Raw genomic sequence first — 12,917 nt, forward strand, 5'->3', positions numbered from 1 at the left:
GTTTGAGGAGAGAAATGGCTTTGAGCCGCCGCCAGCGCCGTTCGGCCTTCCGGACCGGGCAGTACGTCCTGCTGCTGGTGATCGTCATCGTGCTCGCGCTGCTGGCCGACTGGAGCAGGATCGGCAAGGCGTTCTTCGATCTCGAAGTCGCCGCCAAGCAGTTCCCGGATGTCATCACCGTCGCACTGAAGAACACCATCGTCTTCACCGCGCTGGGCTTCGCGCTCGGCCTCGGGATGGGCCTGCTGCTCGCCCTGATGAGACTTTCCTCGGTCGGCCCGTACCGCTGGTTCGCGCGCGGGTACATCGAGTTCTTCCGCGGCCTGCCCGCGCTGCTGATCTTCCTCGCCGTCGGCATCGGCGTGCCGACCGCGTTCGACACGACCCTGCCGCGCAACGTCGCGATCATGCTGGCGCTGGGCATCGTGTCGTCGGCCTACATGGCGGAGACCATCCGTGCCGGTATCCAGGCGGTGCCGCGCGGGCAGGTCGAGGCCGCGCGTTCGCTCGGCATGTCGCCAGCGCGCACGATGATCACCGTCGTGATCCCGCAGGCGTTCCGGATCATCCTGCCGCCGCTGGCCAACGAACTGATCATGCTGACGAAGGACTCTTCGCTGGCGTTCCTGCTCGGCACCACGCCGGCGCAGCAGGAACTCGCGCAGTTCAGCCGTCAGGCGCTGCTGGAGGCCAAGGGCCTGACACCGATCGTCGTCGCCGGTCTGTGCTACCTGGTCATCACCATTCCGCTGTCGATCCTGCAGCAGCGGCTAGAGAAGAAATACGGAGCCGGAGTGCCCGGCGGAGGAACGGTATGAGCACCCAGACGATCGTCGAGGTTTCGGGACTGCACAAGGCGTTCGGCGAGCTCGAGGTGCTCAAGGGCATCGACCTGGAGGTCCAGCGCGGCCAGGTCGTCTGCATCATCGGCCCGTCGGGTTCGGGCAAGTCGACGCTCCTGCGCTGCGTCAACCTCCTTGAGGAACCGCAGCAGGGCAAGATCGTGGTCAACGGGAGCGAGATCACCGATCCGGACGTCGACATCGACGGCGCCCGCACGAAGATCGGCATGGTCTTCCAGTCGTTCAACCTCTTCTCGCACCTGAGCGTGCTCGACAACCTCACCGTCGCGCAGCGCAAGGTGTTGAAGCGCGGCAAGGAAGAGGCGGAGCGCATCGCGCGGGAAAACCTCGCGAAGGTCGGCTTGGCGGAGAAGGAATCTTCGCTGCCGACGCAGCTTTCCGGCGGGCAGCAGCAGCGCGTCGCGATCGCCAGGGCGCTTTCGATGGATCCCGACGTCATGCTGTTCGACGAGCCGACGTCCGCGCTGGACCCCGAACTGGTCGGCGACGTCCTCGCGGTCATGCGGCAACTCGCGCAAGAGGGCATGACGATGCTCGTCGTCACGCACGAGATGCAGTTCGCCCGCGAGGTGGCCGACACCGTGCTGTTCATGGACGGCGGCGTCGTCGTCGAGCAGGGCGCGCCGGACCAGGTGATCGGGGACCCGCAGGAGGAGCGCACGAAGACGTTCCTCTCGCGGGTCCTGAACCCGAACCACCAGGGCTAACGCCCGCGAAGCTGCGCCTCCAGCTGGACGACCTTCGCGACGATTTCGTGCGGCCCGGCGCCCATGAGGCTCACCCAGCCCTTGGCGTCCGGGCCGAACACGACGCGGCCGTATTCGGTGTCCATCCAGCCCGGCGGCCTTTCGACGCGTTTCCGGTTGCCGCCACCGTCACGGATGGCGACGTAAAGCCTGCCGAAGAAGGTGTGCGGCGACCGGATCCACTGGAGGATCTTCTTGGCGTCGCGGATGCTCGGGCCGCTGCCGGTGAGCATTTCGCCCTTCATCAGGACCTGAAGATCGGCTTCCGAACAGTTCAAGGACGGTGTGCGCGCGGCGGGAGCCTCGGGGAGCAGACCGGTGAATTCCTGCGCCAGCGTGTCCGGCCGCGTCGGCGTCAGGTAGACGATCTTGTCGACCAAAACGACGTTGACCGCTTCCCGGCCACTGCCCGCGGCGCGAACGGTCCGTTCACGCCCCTCGGACTTCACCCACGAGTAGTACTCCACCGCCGGACGCTGCAGGAAACGCAGTGTGTCGAGGAATTCGTCGTCGATCCGGCCACGAGTGAGCAGGCCTTGTCTGTCCAATTCGGACTGCGCGGTCGCGGCGAGCTCACGGCGTTCCTCGGGCAGGTACCACTGCGCGCCACGGACGAGCGTCGGATGGATGTCGCCGAGATTGTGTTGGTCCAGCAGGGTTTCGTAGGTCTGGAGCGTCAGCTCGACGGGCTTCTGCAGCACGTTACGCGCCGATCACCGGCGGGACCGGCTTGTCACCGTCGTAGCCGCCGAAGAGGGAGTCGCCGTCCTCTTCCTGCAGCGTGATCTTGCGCTGGTGCTCCTCGTCCTCGCCACCCTTGCCCTTGCCGGCGCCGCCGCCCATCCCGCCGCCGCCCATCCCGGGCGCGCCGGGACGTCCCGCCGCCGCGGGGCCTCCCGCCGGGGTTCCGCGCATCGCACCTTCACCGGGCATGGCGGCGCCGACGCCGCGACCGGGCCCCATGCTCCCCGGCCCGCCCGCCGACCCACCTGGCCCGAAACCGCCGGGCCCGAAGCCGCCACTGAATCCGCCCGATCCCGGTCCGAATCCGTTGCCGCCACCGGGTCCGCCGGTGCCCGGCCCGAAGCCGGGTTGGCGATAGTCGACTGGCCTCGCTTGTATCCGGTCGTCCGTCCGGGAAAGTTTGGTCCGATCGTCCGGCTGCTGCGAAGGCAGTGGCCGCGGCATCTGCGGAACCCTCGGCGCCGGCGGAACCTGCGGCGGCCTCGGCGCCTGATACCCCTCGGCCCCCGGAGGCGCGCTGTACGAACTCGGCCCGCCGGTGTACCCACCGGGACCACTGTGCCGCCCGGAATCACCGGGCCCGCCGCTGAACCCGCTGACCTTGGTCTGACCGGGATCGATCGGATCCGGCGTGATCGGCCCCGACGAAACGTTCGGATCGTGCGCGGCCGGGTAAGCCGGCGCGAGCGACTGCTGCCGCGGCTGGGTGCTCTGGTAGTACGGCTCGTAGATCTCGACGTTGTGCTTGGTGTCCGCGTCGAACTTCGCCGCCGCGATCTCGTCGTCACTCGCGCCGATGGACAGGACGTCCTCGGGCCCGCTGTCCCCCGCGCGCTCCTTCTCGACCGGGCGCACATTGCCGCGCGTGTAATGGAAAGAGGCGTTCTGGTCGAACATCGACTGACGGGCGCGGTCCATGTTCTCGCCCGCGAGCTTGGAGGTCGCGATGAGCGGGGCGAGGCCCGCTGTTCCGCTGTCGGCGGCTTTGCCCTTCCAGAAGGAACTCAGCGCGGTTTGACTGTCGCCCATGGCCTTGCTGATGTCTTCGTGAATGACCATCAGCTTGTGCGATGACACCTGAGCCTTGTCGAGGGTTTCGGTTGTCGCCGGATTGGTGTTGAGCTTGGTGAAGATCTCCCAGCCGCTGTAGGTCATGGCCTATGCCCTTTTGAGGTTCTTGATCGCAGCGGCGGCCACCTTGGCTGCCAGGCCGCAGGGGTCTGAATAGGACGGGTGCTCGCTGGAAAGTCGCGGGATCACGTTGTAGATGAGGTCGTCCCGGATACCGACGGCGAGAGTGCAGTTCCCCTTGCCTTCTCCTCCGTTGGCGTATACGACCGCGGGGTATCCGTTTACGGGATCCACTGGCTTAAAGGTCGTAAGGCTTCCAGAAGCGTGCTGCGCGTAGAGCGCGCCTAGTCCACCTTTGTTGCCCGTGACAAGGCCTGCATTGACCGTAGTCGGGCTCACTTCGAAGATCCAGGTACAAGCCTTGCCCGCGGTCATGTCTTCGGCACGGGTCCGCTTGACCTTTCCGGCGATGGTTTCGATCTCGGCGGCGGGAATGGCTGCGCACGGGTCTGATTCGACCGCCGAGGTGTTCGCGATCGGATCTGTCACGGCAGGGGCTCCGGCAGACGGGAGCCCGGTCGACGACGGCGCGCCGGTCGCGGGCGGAGTGTCGGGCTTCTTGGCGCTGCAACCTCCGAACAATGCGACCGATGCCAGTGTTGCCAAGGTCAGGAAGGTGGCGGTGGGTCGCATCAGGCGGTCTTTCCAATCTGACGGAGGGCGTCGAGGGCAGCCTGGTCTTGATTTTGGTAGGCGGTGCGGATCTGCTTCAAGGTTCCGAGGTAGGACTCGGTGTAAGCACGTGCGCCTTGCAGGAAGGCCTGGTACTGCGCGCCGGATGCGTTCGCGGCGGCGGCATAGCCTTCGCTACCGACTTCGCTACCTGGAGGTTGAATCAGCGTCAGCCAGGTCGCGTGGTCTTGAGCTCGGCTGAAGTCGTTCTCGATGCACTCTTCGAGGGACTTGATCACCTGGTCCATAGCCGCTGGATCGAACTCCCAGCCACCGTTCGCCGAAGCCGCCGCGAAGTCGGCCTTTGCCTGGCCGCTACCCAGTTCGGTGTAGTTCGGCGGCGGACCAGGCGGTGGCGGTGCCGCGGCGGCGCCCTGGATCAACCCCGAGCCCGGTGGTGGGGCCTGCGGCGGTGTCGTGTTGAGCTGGTTGTAGACCCCCTGAGGGCCGCTTCCCGGTCCTGTCATTTCGTGCCTCCCCGCACGGGCCGCGTTGGGGTGCGACCTACCCGTAGTTCACGTCTGACTCCAACCGGTGACGATAGCAGCAGGTAAACCGCCGAACAGCCCCTTCGCGAAAGATCACCAACGAAAGTCGGCTATCGGGTCTGGTATGTCCAGATCGATGGTTTCACCTGCTCGGGAGTTCCCCTGACTCCGGTGGGTGACCGGAGCAGCGAACCGCCGCCCCGGCGCAGAATCCGGCCAAGATCACCGCCGCGGAAGCAAACGGCCTGTTCCGGCGCCCGAGGCGGCCGTTCTGCCGTCGCGATTCCGTGGCAGGTTCCGGTCTACTGTCCTGGGCCACTTGCGAATCCCGTGCGTGATCGGCTTCGCTGGTGGCCGAGGAACGACGGGGGAGGGAAGCGAAACGATGCCGGGTTTTCGGCGCAACAACGGGCCGCGCGACCCGGGGGAAGGTGACCAGAACGGCGACACGTCCCTGCCGCCGCTCGACCCGTTCGACCCGAACCCCGACAAGCGGTACGAGGTACCGGCGTCCGAGCTGATGAAGCCGGGGACGACGGGGCTGCTCCGATGGCGCCGTCAGGCGACCAACGCGCCGATCGTGCAGGTCGAGGACGCGTACATCACCGGGACACTCGATCTGCGCGCCGCCGACATCAAGTATCTGTTCCGCTTCGAGCGATGCCGGTTCGAGCATCCGCCGGACGTCCGCGAGGCGCATCTGCTCGGGCTCGTGTTCCGCAAGTGCTGGCTGCCCGGGCTCAAGGCGCGCAACCTCCGCACCCGCAACGACGTCCGCCTCATCCGCAGTGTCGTGCACGTCGACGCCGAGCACGAGATCGAGGAGACGACGGTCCAGCGCGGCGACGATCGCGAGCGCGGGATGCCGAACGCGGCGGTCAACCTCACCGACGCGGTCATCGAGGGTTCGGTCGTGCTGACCCGCACGGTGATCACCCATCCGCGAGGCAAGGCGATCCAGGCCGACCGGGTCAACATCGTCGGCGCGCTGCTGGCGTATCGGTTGGTGGCCAACGGAGAAGTGCGCATCCCGGGTATGCGGGCCGGCGGTAACGTCAACTTCTCCGGCGCGACACTGAACAACCGGGACGGCTTCGCGCTCAACGGCAACGGCATCCACATCGGCGGCAGCCTGTTGTGCGAGGTGGACAACTATGGGCCAGCCGCGCAGCGGAAACGCTTCTCCGCCAGTGGGATCATGTTCCTGCCGAGCGCCACTGTGGACAGTGACATCATCTTCCGTGAGGCCAAGCTCTCGGTGAACCAGTCCGGGCCGATCGTCGTCGACGCGTGGAAGTCGAACGATCCGTACATCGATCCGCGGCCGGCGTTGGTCGCGGATCGCTCGACGGTCAACGGAAACTTCGAGCTGAGCGACGGCATGCAGGCCACCGGGACGCTGCGGATGGTCAACGCCCGCATCGGCGGTTCGCTGCGGTTGGCTGGCGCCGAGGTCCAGGTCGTCCGCGGGCAGAGCATTCCCTATTACGACCGCGCGATCCATCTCGACGGGACCACCATCGGCGGTGATCTCGAGGCGACGAGCCTGCGGGTGCCGTCCGGGCAGCTGCGCATGGCCGACATCACCGTCGGTGGCAACGTGCTGGCGTGGAACTCGATGTTCCTGCACCCACGTCGCGACGTCTTTTCCGCGCGGCGCGCGAAGATCGCGGGCAACTTCCAGCTCACGGACGCGACCGTCCAGGGCACCTTGCGGCTGCAGGGCGCCGAGATCGGCGGCAGCGTGAACCTCTTCGGCACGAGCCTGACCGAGCCCGGCGCGCGCACGCGGACCAGCTACTCGCTGGACGTCCGCACCGCGCGGATCGGCCGGGATCTGATCCTCACCGAGAACAAGGAACGCCCGTTCGTCGCGCAAGGCGGGGTCAACCTCGACGGCGCACAGGTCGCACGCCGCGTCGACTTCCGCGGTGCGCGGCTCGGTTCCCTGCCGCAGCACGGGATCGCGCTCGACGGCAGTGACGTGTCGGCCGACGAATTCCTGCTCACGCCCGCCGTTCCACCGGACGGCCGGATCGTGCTGCGCCGCGCGCATTGCGGGACGCTGGGCGACAACGAGGCGTTCTGGGCGTCGGCGACGGGGATCGAGCTGGAAGATTTCCGTTACGACGCACTACAAGAGGACATCGCCCTCGACGACGACCGGGCGATCGACCATCGGATCGTGTTGCTGCGCAAGGCGATGGACGGTTACCGCCCTGGCCCCTACGACCAGCTGGCGGCGACGCTGCGCGCGTCCGGTAATGAAGAGCACGCCTCCACGGTGCTGCTGAAGAAGCAGCAGTTCCGGTATGAGGCGCTTGCGAAGGGCTTCAAGTTCTTCGGGCCCGGCGTGCACGTGTGGAGCTGGTTGCAGCGATCGATGGTCGGCTACGGCTTCCGCCCGGTGCGTGCGCTCGGCTGGCTGCTGACGCTGCTCGTGCTGGGCAGTCTGTGGTTCGGGTTCGGGGTCGACGACTGCGTCACCAAGCCCAATCTCACGGTGAGCGGGCCGCGTTGCCTGGTCAATCAGGACGACACCGGGCTGCAGTGGAACCCGGTGCTGTACACGATCGACCTGCTGGTCCCGATCGTCGACTTCGGCAACAAGTCGCGCTGGTACATGCACGGCATGGACAACTGGGTCGCGGCCGGGTTCACCGCGTCGGGCTGGGTGCTGGCGACGACGGTCGCGGCCGGGATCAGTCGCATGCTCCGCCGCGACAACTGAGGGTACTTCACATACCATCAGTACGGAGGTATGTCATGACGGAGCCCAGCGCCACCGGCAAGATCGCGATCGCAGCCCCGCCCGAGAAGGTGTATTCCCTGGTCAGTGACCCGGGTGCGCTCGCGGGCATGGCCGAGGAATACGAGGGACACCGCTGGGTCGGTGCCGCGGGTGCAGCCGTCGGCGCCAAGTTTCGCGGCCGAAATCGCCGCGGGTTCCGTCGCTGGAGCACACTTTCGACGATCACGGACGCCGACGAGGGCAAGCGGTTCGCGTTCGAGGTGACCACTGTCGCCGGCCTTCCCGTCTCGCGCTGGCAGTACGACATCGAGGCCTCGGGCGACGGTTGCGTGGCCGTCGAGAGCACGTGGGACCGGCGGCCGGGGTGGCTGCGCGGGCCGACGTCGCTGTTCACCGGGGTCTGGAAGCGGGACGACGCCAACCGGGCGAACATCGCCGCGACGCTGGCCCGGCTGAAGGCTGCCGCCGAGTCCTGACCCCATACCACGGCGGGCCCCGGATCACCGAAAAGAGCAAGGGACCTTTGCTACCACCTGGGGCACATTTGGTGACGGTCCAGGTGCAACGCGCCCACATGTAGTAGCCGGGCCGCGCGAACTCAAGGCATGAACGGACCGTTCATCGACCCTTGCCGCGGTCCCGAGATCGCGCCGCGTGCGGTCCAGCCGACGCACGGCAGGGCTCATGCCCCCAATGCCACATTGGGGGCAGCGAAGCACCGCGGTGAACGCCCAAGCGCCGCTCACTCCACGAACCGCGACCAGAACTCGACGTGCCGCGGCCCGCCGGCCGGCGGCGGGCCCAGCGGCTGGCCACAGAAGTCGTGCTGCAGGTATCCCCGCAGGTCGTAGCCGTAATAGACGATGTCGGTCTGATACACCGACAGCACCGGATATCCCGTGCTCCCGGCGATCCCCGGCAGATATCGGTGCCCGCAGACGGGCACCAGCTGCGGGGCGAGCGCAAGCTGCGATCGGGCCCGCGAAAGCGCGTCGGCGAGGTCGATCGGGCGCATGCCCCAGTCCGGCAGCCAGAAGCCGTTGTGTTCGACGTCGTAAAGCACCCCGTCGACCGGCCAGTCCAGGCGTTTTCGCAGCTGGTCGGGGTTGCCGCAGCGCCAGTCCGGCCAGCGGTCGCCGATCGGCACCCCGGCGGACAGGAACGTCCGGTGGTCGGCGGCGAACCGGAAGCCGAAGCGGGCTTCGACGTCGTCGAGCTCGGCCTCGCTCAACCCGGGACGCACGGGTTCGGCCAAGCTCGCCTGGAGGTCGTGTGCCTCCTCGATGGTGAAGGCGTGCTCAACAGTGGACATGTGTTCGAGCCTAAATTGCGCAACGCGAAGACGCCTTCCCTTTTAACACCCCTCCCTCATCACCCACATGGGCCTCCTCCCGAGGGGTGAGCTCGCCCTCTCAACGCCTGGACCTCGGAACAGCACGCCCGCGCGTGTAGTTCACTCATGTCGTGACTTCCCCACGAACGCAGTCCCGTGTGCGCGCGCCAGAGCTCGCCGGTGACGGGTGGCTCAACACCGGCGGCGAGCGGATCACGCTCGCCGGGCTGCGCGGCCGCGTCGTCCTGCTGGACTTCTGGACCAGTGGCTGCATCAACTGCCTGCACGTGCTGGACGAGCTGCGCCCGCTGGAGGCCGAGTTCGCCGACGTCCTGGTGACCATCGGCGTGCATTCGCCCAAGTTCCTGCACGAGGGCGAGGCGGCCGCGATCGAGGCCGCCGTGCGCCGGTACGAGGTGCATCACCCGGTCCTCAACGACCCGAAGATGACCACCTGGTCCCAATACGCGGTCAAGGCGTGGCCGACGCTCGTCGTCGTCGACCCCGAGGGTTACGTCGTCCACGTCGCCGCCGGCGAGGGGCACGCCGAGGCGCTGCGCCGGGTGATCGCCGATCTCGTCGCGACCCACGAGGCCAAGGGCACGCTGCGCCGCGGCGGCAGCCCGTACGTCCCGGCCGAGGAGCAGCGCACCGAGCTGCGGTTCCCGAGCAAGGCCGTCACCACCGCCGAAGGCCGCATCCTGGTCGCCGACACCGGCAACCACTCCATCGTCGAGTTCGCGTCCGACGGCGAGACGATCATCCGCCGGTTCGGCAGCGGTGCGCGCGGCGCGCAGGACGGGCCCTTCGACCTGGCGAGCTTCACCGAGCCGTCCGGGATCACCCTGTTGCCGTACGAGGTCGCCGAGCGCGCGGGCTATCACGCCGTCGTCGCCGACACGGCCGGGCACCGGCTGCGCGGGATCGACCTGATCACCGGCGAGGTCTCCACGGTCGCCGGCACCGGCCGCCAGTGGCGCGACGGCGTCGACACCGGCAAGGCGCTCGACATCGACCTCACGAGCCCCTGGGACGTCGCCTGGTGGGGTCCTGCGGGCGGCGTCGTGGTCGCCATGGCGGGCAACCACACGCTGAGCGTGTTCGAGCCGGTCTCGGGCACCATCCGCCGCTTCGCAGGAACGACCGTCGAAGGCCTGCGTGACGGCGACGTCCACGAGGCGTTCTTCGCGCAGACGTCCGGCCTGACGCCCGACGGGCAGAAGCTGTGGCTCGCGGACGCGGAGACGTCGGCGTTGCGCTGGATCCAGCCCGAGGGCGAGACGTTCACCGTGCACACCGCGGTCGGCGTCGACCTGTTCTCCTTCGGCCACGTCGACGGACCGGCCGACAAGGCGCTGCTGCAGCATCCGCTCGGCCTCGCCGTGCTGCCCGGCGACACCGTCGCGATCGCCGACACCTACAACGGCGCCATCCGTCGCTACGACCCGCTCACCCGCCAGGTGACCACGCTCGCGACCGGGCTCGCGGAGCCGTCCGGTCTGCTGGTGCACGACGGCGAACTGCTGGTCGTCGAGTCGGCGGGCGGCCGGATCGGGCCGGTGCCGCTCGGGGAGCAGGCCGTGGCCGGGGACGCGCACGCGGTCCGCCGTCCGCCGACCGTGCTGGCGCCGGGTGAGCTGGAGTTCTCCGTCGTCTTCACCCCGCCGCCCGGCGAGAAGCTGGACGACCGGTTCGGCCCGTCGACGCGGCTGGAGATCAGCGCGTCGCCGCCGGAACTGCTCGCCGACGGCGCCGGGGTGGGCACGGACCTGTTCCGCAAGCTCCGCTTCGCCGAAGGTGTCACCGGAGGGGTGCTGCAGGTCGTCGCGCAGGCCGCGAGCTGCGATGACGGCGGCGAGCATCCCGCCTGCCGCATCACCCGGCAGGACTGGGGTGTGCCGGTGCGGTTCGAAAACGGCGGAGAAAGCGTGCTGAGCCTGGTCATGGCGGGCGACCCGGGTAAGTAGAGTCGTACCTGTGTCAGAGCGGCCGAAACTCGAGATTCAGATGCTGCAGGACAGGGTGCTCGTGAAGCTGTCCCCCGAGGACGGGGAGCGCCGAAGTTCCGGCGGGATCGTCATCCCCGCCACCGCGCAGGTGGCGCGGCGGCTCGCGTGGGGTGATGTACTGGGCGTGGGCAACAGTGTGCGGAACGTCAAGACCGGCGACCGCGTGCTGTTCAACCCTGACGACCAGCACGAGGTCGAGATCCAGGGCGAGGGGCACCTGGTGATGCGGGAACGCGACATCCACGCGGTGGCGACCGAACGAACCGAACACGGCACGGGGTTGTACCTGTAACTCGAATAACTCGAGCCACGGGAGGGGTGGTGAGGGGCGGTGCGCGAGAACCATGACGAGCCGGGCGCCGACCCGTTCACCGAAGACCTCCTCTCTGCCCCTGAAACCGACGAGGGCCTGGTAGACGAGCTCTTCGAGGGCGACAGGGTGGTACATCCGCCGCCGACGCCCGCGTCGAAGTTCCGCAAGGGGCTCGGCAAGGCCCTCATGGTCACCGGCGTGCTCATGGGCCTGTTCGTGCTCCTGTACGCGGTCGATCTGATCGTCAGCGCCGGGGACGTCCCGCGCGGCGTCACGGTCGTGGGGATCGACGTCGGCGGTCTCACGCACAAAGAGGCCGAGTCGAAGCTTCGCCGTGAGCTGGAGCCGAGGTTGATCGAGCCGGTCCGGGTACGGGCGGGAGACGTCCGCACGGTGCTGTACCCGACGTCGTCCGGTCTCGGCCTGGACTGGCCGCAGACGCTGGGCCGCGCCGGTCATCAGCCGCTGAGCCCGTACACGCGGCTGATGTCGTTCTTCACCAGCCGCGAGGTCGGCGTCGTCACCTGGACAGACGCGCCGAAGCTCGAGAAGGCCGTCTCGGACCTCGCCGCAGCGAAGCTGAACCGCCCGCCGGTCGAAGGGAACATCACCTTCCAGCCGGTCGCGGGCACCGACGGCGGTGTCGTCCCGGCCGCGGTCGAACCGCGGAACGGGCAGACCCTCGCCGACGTCAAGGAAGCGGTCACCGCGGTCACCGACGGCTGGCTGAGCGACAACGGTGTCGAGCTGAAGGTGAACGTCGCGCCGGTGAAGGCGACTTCGCCGGGGGTGCACGCGGCGCTCGTCAAGATCGTCGTCCCGGCCGTCGCGAAACCGCTGGTCATCCGCGGCGAAGGCAAGGACGCGACGCTGAAACCGGACGCGATCGCGGGCTCCTTCCAGTTCGCCGCCCGCGACGACGGCAACCTCGAAGTGCGTATCGACCAGGGCAAACTGCGGGCGGTCGCGCAACCGCAGCTCAAGGAGACCGAGACCGACGGCGCGGACGCGCAGATCGTCTTCGTCGGCGACAGACCGGCGGTCCAGCCGTCGAAGGACGCGAGAAAGGTCAACTGGGACCTCACGTTCTCCTCGCTGACCTCAGCGCTCGCGAAGAGCGAAGAGCGGGAGCTGAAAGCGGTCTACGACGCCAGCAGCCCGGTCGTCAGCACCGAGGCGGCGAACGTCCTCGGCATCAACGAGGTCATCGGCGAGTTCACCACGTCGGGTTTGAGCGGGCCGGCGATGACGAACGTCCAGGCGCTGGCCGCCAGGGTCTCCGGCGCCATCGTGAAGCCGAACGAGCGGTTCAGCCTCGGCGCGCGGTCCGGGCCGAGGACGGCGGACGCGGGCTATGTGCCCGCGCCGGTGAACGAGGACGGCACCGGGCCGGTCGTGGTCGGCGGCGGTGTCTCACAGCTCGCGACGACGCTCTACAACGCCGCGTACCTGGCGGGTCTCGCCGATGGCGGTCATCTGGAGCACGACAACCATCTGGACCGTTATCCGGTCGCGCGCGACGCCAAGGCGATCAACACCGACGGATCGCCGGTCGATCTGCAGATCGTCAACGACGCCCCGACCGGGATCGCGATCCAGGTGATCCCCGCCAACGGCTCCGTGACGGTGCGGATCTGGGGTACGAAACGGTTTTCGGTGCAGAGCGTCGGCGGTGAGCGGCACTCCTACGTCCCGCAGCCGGTGCAGATGGGCTCGGGGCCCGGCTGCGTCCCGGATCCCGGAGCGGCCGGGTTCAGCACCTCGGACACCCGCGTGCTCGTCGACGTCGTCACCGGGACGGAGGTCCGCCGGGAGACCCGTAACGCGACCTACTCGCCGAGGACCGCGATCATCTGCGCCTGAGCA

Annotated in this window: 12 protein-coding genes; 7 read left to right on the forward strand and 5 right to left on the reverse strand. The window is 68.2% G+C overall.

Annotated features, from left to right (window positions below; translation table 11 throughout):
• Positions 1-14: 14 nt before the first annotated feature.
• Both ACIBTM_RS08065 and ACIBTM_RS08070 read left to right on the forward strand, forming a co-directional pair.
• Positions 15-818, forward strand: a complete 804-nt coding sequence (locus tag ACIBTM_RS08065) for an amino acid ABC transporter permease (RefSeq protein ID WP_125679484.1) — start codon at positions 15-17, stop codon at positions 816-818.
• Positions 815-1,570 (forward strand): amino acid ABC transporter ATP-binding protein, encoded by a 756-nt coding sequence (locus tag ACIBTM_RS08070; protein WP_395875834.1) that lies wholly within the window; start codon positions 815-817, stop codon positions 1,568-1,570. The genes ACIBTM_RS08065 and ACIBTM_RS08070 overlap by 4 nt, the downstream gene beginning before the upstream one ends.
• Here ACIBTM_RS08070 and ACIBTM_RS08075 read toward each other — a convergent pair.
• Genes ACIBTM_RS08075 through ACIBTM_RS08090 form a run of 4 tightly spaced genes read right to left on the reverse strand, consistent with a single transcriptional unit; the run spans position 1,567 to position 4,623 of the window.
• Positions 1,567-2,310, reverse strand: coding sequence for an ESX secretion-associated protein EspG (locus ACIBTM_RS08075; RefSeq protein WP_395875835.1), 744 nt, complete (start codon positions 2,308-2,310; stop codon positions 1,567-1,569). The two genes, ACIBTM_RS08070 and ACIBTM_RS08075, sit on opposite strands and share 4 nt — an antisense overlap.
• A 1-nt stretch (position 2,311) precedes the next feature.
• Entirely contained in the window at positions 2,312-3,508 is a 1,197-nt protein-coding gene (locus tag ACIBTM_RS08080; RefSeq protein ID WP_395875836.1) for a hypothetical protein, read from the reverse strand.
• Between the two features lie 3 nt (positions 3,509-3,511).
• Entirely contained in the window at positions 3,512-4,117 is a 606-nt protein-coding gene (locus tag ACIBTM_RS08085) for a DUF3558 domain-containing protein (RefSeq protein WP_395875837.1), read from the reverse strand.
• A complete protein-coding gene (locus ACIBTM_RS08090; RefSeq protein ID WP_395875838.1) occupies positions 4,117-4,623 on the reverse strand; it encodes a PE domain-containing protein in 507 nt (168 codons plus the stop codon). Before ACIBTM_RS08090 ends, ACIBTM_RS08085 begins: the two co-directional genes overlap by 1 nt.
• A 406-nt stretch (positions 4,624-5,029) precedes the next feature.
• Between ACIBTM_RS08090 and ACIBTM_RS08095 the strand changes: the two genes are divergently transcribed.
• Positions 5,030-7,375 carry an oxidoreductase gene (locus ACIBTM_RS08095; RefSeq protein WP_395875839.1) on the forward strand — a complete coding sequence of 782 codons (2,346 nt, stop codon included), beginning with the start codon at positions 5,030-5,032 and terminating at the stop codon, positions 7,373-7,375.
• Positions 7,376-7,410: 35 nt separating this feature from the next.
• A complete protein-coding gene (locus tag ACIBTM_RS08100) occupies positions 7,411-7,872 on the forward strand; it encodes an SRPBCC family protein (protein ID WP_395875840.1) in 462 nt (153 codons plus the stop codon).
• A 266-nt stretch (positions 7,873-8,138) separates the two neighbouring features.
• Here ACIBTM_RS08100 and ACIBTM_RS08105 read toward each other — a convergent pair whose 3' ends face one another.
• Positions 8,139-8,708, reverse strand: a complete 570-nt coding sequence (locus ACIBTM_RS08105) for a hypothetical protein (protein WP_395875841.1) — start codon at positions 8,706-8,708, stop codon at positions 8,139-8,141.
• Between the two features lie 179 nt (positions 8,709-8,887).
• Between ACIBTM_RS08105 and ACIBTM_RS08110 the strand changes: the two genes are divergently transcribed.
• The 3 genes from ACIBTM_RS08110 to ACIBTM_RS08120 are packed head-to-tail and all read left to right on the forward strand — an operon-like array spanning position 8,888 to position 12,914.
• Positions 8,888-10,696, forward strand: coding sequence for an NHL domain-containing thioredoxin family protein (locus ACIBTM_RS08110; protein ID WP_395876755.1), 1,809 nt, complete (start codon positions 8,888-8,890; stop codon positions 10,694-10,696).
• Positions 10,697-10,736: 40 nt separating this feature from the next.
• Positions 10,737-11,030 carry a co-chaperone GroES gene (locus tag ACIBTM_RS08115; protein WP_007032412.1) on the forward strand — a complete coding sequence of 98 codons (294 nt, stop codon included), beginning with the start codon at positions 10,737-10,739 and terminating at the stop codon, positions 11,028-11,030.
• 39 nt (positions 11,031-11,069) lie between these two features.
• The gene (locus ACIBTM_RS08120) at positions 11,070-12,914 is read left to right on the forward strand and encodes a VanW family protein (protein ID WP_395875842.1); all 1,845 of its coding nucleotides are present in this window, start codon (positions 11,070-11,072) and stop codon (positions 12,912-12,914) included.
• The last annotated feature ends 3 nt before the right edge of the window (positions 12,915-12,917 follow it).

This window comes from Amycolatopsis sp. NPDC049868, from assembly GCF_044461365.1.
Taxonomy (GTDB): Bacteria; Actinomycetota; Actinomycetes; order Mycobacteriales; family Pseudonocardiaceae; genus Amycolatopsis.

Excerpts from the sequence above, each read along its gene's own strand:
- ACIBTM_RS08065 (WP_125679484.1), top strand. The coding sequence starts at position 15 with ATGGCTTTGAGCCGCCGCCAGCGCCGTTCGGCCTTCCGGACCGGGCAG.
- ACIBTM_RS08070 (WP_395875834.1), top strand. The coding sequence starts at position 815 with ATGAGCACCCAGACGATCGTCGAGGTTTCGGGACTGCACAAGGCGTTC.
- ACIBTM_RS08080 (WP_395875836.1), bottom strand. The coding sequence starts at position 3,508 with ATGACCTACAGCGGCTGGGAGATCTTCACCAAGCTCAACACCAATCCG.
- ACIBTM_RS08085 (WP_395875837.1), bottom strand. The coding sequence starts at position 4,117 with ATGCGACCCACCGCCACCTTCCTGACCTTGGCAACACTGGCATCGGTC.
- ACIBTM_RS08090 (WP_395875838.1), bottom strand. The coding sequence starts at position 4,623 with ATGACAGGACCGGGAAGCGGCCCTCAGGGGGTCTACAACCAGCTCAAC.
- ACIBTM_RS08095 (WP_395875839.1), top strand. The coding sequence starts at position 5,030 with ATGCCGGGTTTTCGGCGCAACAACGGGCCGCGCGACCCGGGGGAAGGT.
- ACIBTM_RS08100 (WP_395875840.1), top strand. The coding sequence starts at position 7,411 with ATGACGGAGCCCAGCGCCACCGGCAAGATCGCGATCGCAGCCCCGCCC.
- ACIBTM_RS08105 (WP_395875841.1), bottom strand. The coding sequence starts at position 8,708 with ATGTCCACTGTTGAGCACGCCTTCACCATCGAGGAGGCACACGACCTC.
- ACIBTM_RS08115 (WP_007032412.1), top strand. The coding sequence starts at position 10,737 with ATGCTGCAGGACAGGGTGCTCGTGAAGCTGTCCCCCGAGGACGGGGAG.